A 4401-nucleotide genomic window follows, 5' to 3' on the forward strand; every position below is an offset into this window, starting at 1 on the left:
CCTCTACTTCACGATGCTGAACCACAACAAGCGCTCGATCACGCTCGACACCAAGTCGGCCGAGGGCAAGAAGGTCCTGGAAGAGCTGGTCAAGACCTGCGACGTGCTGGTCGAGAACTTCGCTCCCGGCGTCCTGAAGCGGATGGGTTTCTCGTGGGAGCGCATCCAGGAACTCAACCCGCGCATGATCGTGGCGTCGGTCAAGGGCTTCGGTCCGGGACCCTACGAAGACTGCAAGGTCTATGAGAACGTGGCGCAGTGCGCCGGCGGTGCTGCCTCCACCACGGGCTTCGACGACGGCCCGCCGCTGGTGACCGGCGCCCAGATCGGCGACAGCGGCACCGGCCTGCATCTGGCGCTCGGCATCGTGGCGGCGCTCTACCAGCGCAACACCTCGGGGCGCGGCCAGCAGGTGCTGGCGGCCATGCAGGACGGCGTGCTGAACCTCTGCCGCGTCAAGCTGCGCGACCAGCAGCGTCTGGCCCACGGTCCGCTGAAGGAATACCCGCAGTATCCGCACGGCGAGTTCGGCGACACCGTGCCGCGCGCCGGCAATGCCTCGGGCGGCGGCCAGCCCGGCTGGATCCTGAAGTGCAAGGGCTGGGAGACCGATCCCAACGCCTATATCTACTTCATCACCCAGGCCCCCGTCTGGGAGAAGATCTGCACCGTCATCGGCAAGCCGGAATGGATCACCGATCCGGAATACGCCAAGCCCGCCGCCCGCCTGCCCAAGCTGAAGGACATCTTCGCGACGGTCGAGCAGTGGACCATGACCAAGACCAAGTTCGAGGCCATGGAGATCCTCAACAAGTACGACATCCCCTGCGGACCGATCCTGTCCATGAAGGAGATCTCCGAGGACCAGTCGCTGCGCGCCACCGGCACGATCGTCGAGGTCGATCATCCGACCCGCGGCAAGTATCTGAGCGTCGGCAACCCGATCAAGCTGTCGGACAGCCCGACCGAAGTGACCCGCTCGCCGCTGCTGGGCGAGCACACGGAAGAAATCCTGCGCGATGTGCTGGGTTTCGACGACAACCGGATCGCCGAGATCAAGAACTCCGGCGCGGTCGGGCAGGCCACGCGGCTCGCTGCCGAGTAAGGGCCTTAGAACCGGCGGGGATCTTCCAAAGTCCCCGCCGCACTTTCAAAAAGAATTCGACCCTGTGGAGCGACGGCCGTTCCGCGAACGCCCCTCCATTGCCTGCAACAAGCGGGGCCTGCACCAAGCGGGAAACTCCGGAAATTGATCGGAAGAGGAAACCCCAATGACTGCGGTAATCGATAAAGCAAACTCCAAGGAAATCGTCAGCCGTCTGCTCGGCAAGGCGAAGGCCGAAGGCCGCGACAGCCTGACCGCTCCGGAAGCCAAGGAACTCTGCGACCTCTACGGCATCCCCGTGCCGCAGGAAGGCCTTGCCAAGTCCGCCGACGAAGCCGTCAAGATGGCCGAAGGCATGGGCTTCCCGGTCGTGCTCAAGATCGTCTCCCCCCAGATCCTGCACAAGACCGAAGCCGGCGGCGTGCTGGTCGGCGTCAACAGCGCAGACGAAGTCCGCGCCGGTTACCAGAAGATCGTCGACAACGCCAAGGCCTACGACGCCAAGGCCGACATCCACGGCATCCAGGTTCAGCAGATGCTGAAGGGCGGCCAGGAAGTCATCGTCGGCGCCGTCACCGACCCGAGCTTCGGCAAGCTGGTCGCCTTCGGTCTCGGCGGCATTCTGGTCGAAGTCCTCAAGGACATCACCTTCCGCCTCGCCCCCGTCACCCACGAAGACGCGCTGTCGATGCTCGACGGCATCCAGGCCGCCGAAATGCTGAAGGGCGTCCGTGGTTCCGATCCGGTGGACCGCGAAGCGCTGGCGAACATCCTGGTCAACGTTTCCCGTCTGGTCGACGAAGTGCCGGAAATCGTCGAGCTCGACCTGAACCCCGTATTCGCCCGTGCCGACGGCGCCACCGCCGCCGACGTCCGCATCGTGCTCGACTTCGAAGTCAAGGTTCAGCGGTATCGTCCGAACGAGGAGCAGATCCTCGACAAGATGAACCGCATCATGAAGCCCGAAGGCGTCGCGGTCATCGGTGCGTCGCCGGAGAACGGCAAGATCGGCAACTCCGTGATGAAGAACCTCATCAACGGCGGCTACAAGGGCCAGATCTACCCGGTCCATCCCAAGCTGGACGAAGTCCTGGGCTACAAGGCCTATCGAAGCGTCAAGGACATCCCCGGCAACGTCGATATCGCCGTCTTCGCCATTCCCGCCAAGTTCGTCGCCGGTGCGCTGACCGAAGTCGGTGAAAAGGGCATCGCCGGCGCGATCCTGATCCCGTCGGGCTTTGCCGAGACCGGCAACGTCGAGGGCCAGGACGAGCTGGTCGAAATCTCGCGGAAATACGACATCCGCCTGATGGGGCCGAACATTTACGGCTTCTACTATACCCCGATGAACCTGTGCGCGACGTTCTGCACGCCGTTCGACGTCAAGGGCAAGGCGGCGCTGTCGTCCCAGTCCGGCGGCATCGGCATGGCGATCATCGGCTTCAGCCGTTCGTCCAAGATGGGCGTTTCCGCCATCGTCGGCCTTGGAAACAAGTCCGATATCGACGAAGACGACCTGCTGACCTTCTTCGAGCATGACGACAACACCCAGATCGTCGCCATGCACCTTGAAGACCTGAAGGACGGCCGCGCGTTCTCCGACGCCGCCAAGCGGGTCTCCAAGAAGAAGCCGGTGGTCGTGCTGAAGGCGGGCCGCACCTCGCTCGGCGCCCGCGCCGCCAGCTCCCACACCGGGGCGCTTGCCGGCAACGACAAGATCTACGAGGACGTGCTCAAGCAGAGCGGCGTCATCCGCGCCCGCTCCCTCCAGGATCTCCTCCAGTTCGCGCGCGGCGTGCCGGTCCTGCCGACCCCCAAGGGCGAGAACGTGGTCATCATCACGGGCGCCGGCGGTTCCGGCGTGCTGCTGTCGGATGCCTGCGTCGACAACGGCCTGAACCTGATGGCGATGCCGTCCGATCTGGACGCGGCGTTCCGCAAGTTCATCCCGCCGTTCGGCGCCGCCGGCAACCCGGTGGACATCACGGGCGGCGAGCCGCCGACCACCTACCAGAACACCGTCCGCCTGGGTCTGGAGGACGAGCGCATCCACTCGCTGATCCTGGGCTACTGGCACACGATCATCACCCCGCCGATGGTCTTCGCCAAGGTGATCATCGAAGTCGTGCAGGAGATGCGCGACAAGGGCATCGACAAGCCGGTGGTGGCGTCTTTGGCCGGCGACGTCGAGGTCGAGGAAGCTGCGGATTACCTCTATCAGCACGGCATCGTAGCCTATCCGTACTCCACCGAAACGCCGGTGGCGGTGCTAGGCGCAAAGTATAAGTGGGCACGGGCCGCCGGCTTGCTGTAAGACTCTTACCAACGTTCCGGATCGTGGGCATCTTGTCCGCGATCCGGACCCAAAGAATAATAGCGCGTTCAGAAGCTCCGACCGGTCAGCCTCGCCAATCTGCGTAGGTCGGTCTAGAGCGAAGCGGCAGCCGACATAGACGCGCCGGCTTGTCGGCTGCCGCTTCGCTCTAGACCGACCTACGATCAGGTACCGGCGATCAGGTACCGGCGATCAGGTACCGGTTTCAGGCGATTGAACGTAGTGAAATGCCCAGGGAGGGCCTCAATGAATATCCATGAGTATCAGGCCAAGGCCCTGCTCAAGCGCTACGGTGTCGTCGTACCGCGCGGAGGAGTCGCCTTCAGCCCGGCGGAAGCCGAGAAGGTCGCAAACGAGCTGGGCGGTCCGGTCTGGGTCGTGAAGTCCCAGATCCATGCGGGCGGCCGCGGCGCCGGCCGTTTCCAGAACAACCCCGAAGGCAAGGGCGGCGTCCGCGTCGTCAAGTCGGTCGCCGACGTGGCGGCCAATGCCGGCGAAATGCTGGGCCAGGTGCTTGTGACCAAGCAGACCGGACCCGCCGGCAAGGAAGTGAAGCGCCTCTACATCGAGGAAGGCTGCGACATCAAGCGCGAGCTGTATCTGGGCTTGCTGCTGGACCGCGCCACCTCCCGCGTCACCATCATGGCCTCGACCGAAGGCGGGATGGAGATCGAAGAGGTCGCCCACAACAACCCCGAGAAGATCCTGAAGGTCGCGGTCGATCCCGCCACCGGCATCTCCGGCTTTCATGCCCGCAAGATCGCCTTCGGCCTCGGCCTGGAAGGCAAGCAGGTCGCCGCCGCCGTCAAGTTCGTCATGGCCGCCTACAAGGCCTTCGTCGAGCTGGACGCCTCGACGGTCGAGATCAACCCGCTGGTCGTGACCGGCGCGGGCGAGATCATCGCCCTCGACGCCAAGATGAACTTCGACGACAACGCCCTGTTCCGCCACAAGGACGTGG

The 4401-nt window shown here is 64.2% G+C and carries 3 protein-coding genes; all 3 read left to right on the top strand.

Annotated features, from left to right (window positions below; all coding sequences use genetic code 11):
* Positions 1-1105 (top strand): formyl-CoA transferase (gene frc / locus AC5JJ6_RS00805; protein ID WP_496040212.1); only part of this gene is annotated, 1105 nt, incomplete at its 5' end.
* Between the two features lie 166 nt (positions 1106-1271).
* Positions 1272-3419: an acetate--CoA ligase family protein gene (locus tag AC5JJ6_RS00810; protein ID WP_496040213.1), complete on the top strand. Its 2148-nt coding sequence runs from the start codon at positions 1272-1274 to the stop codon at positions 3417-3419.
* A gap of 267 nt (positions 3420-3686) precedes the next feature.
* On the top strand, positions 3687-4401 hold a 715-nt coding region (locus tag AC5JJ6_RS00815), incomplete at its 3' end, for a succinate--CoA ligase subunit beta (protein WP_496040214.1).

This window comes from Skermanella sp. (assembly GCF_059503625.1).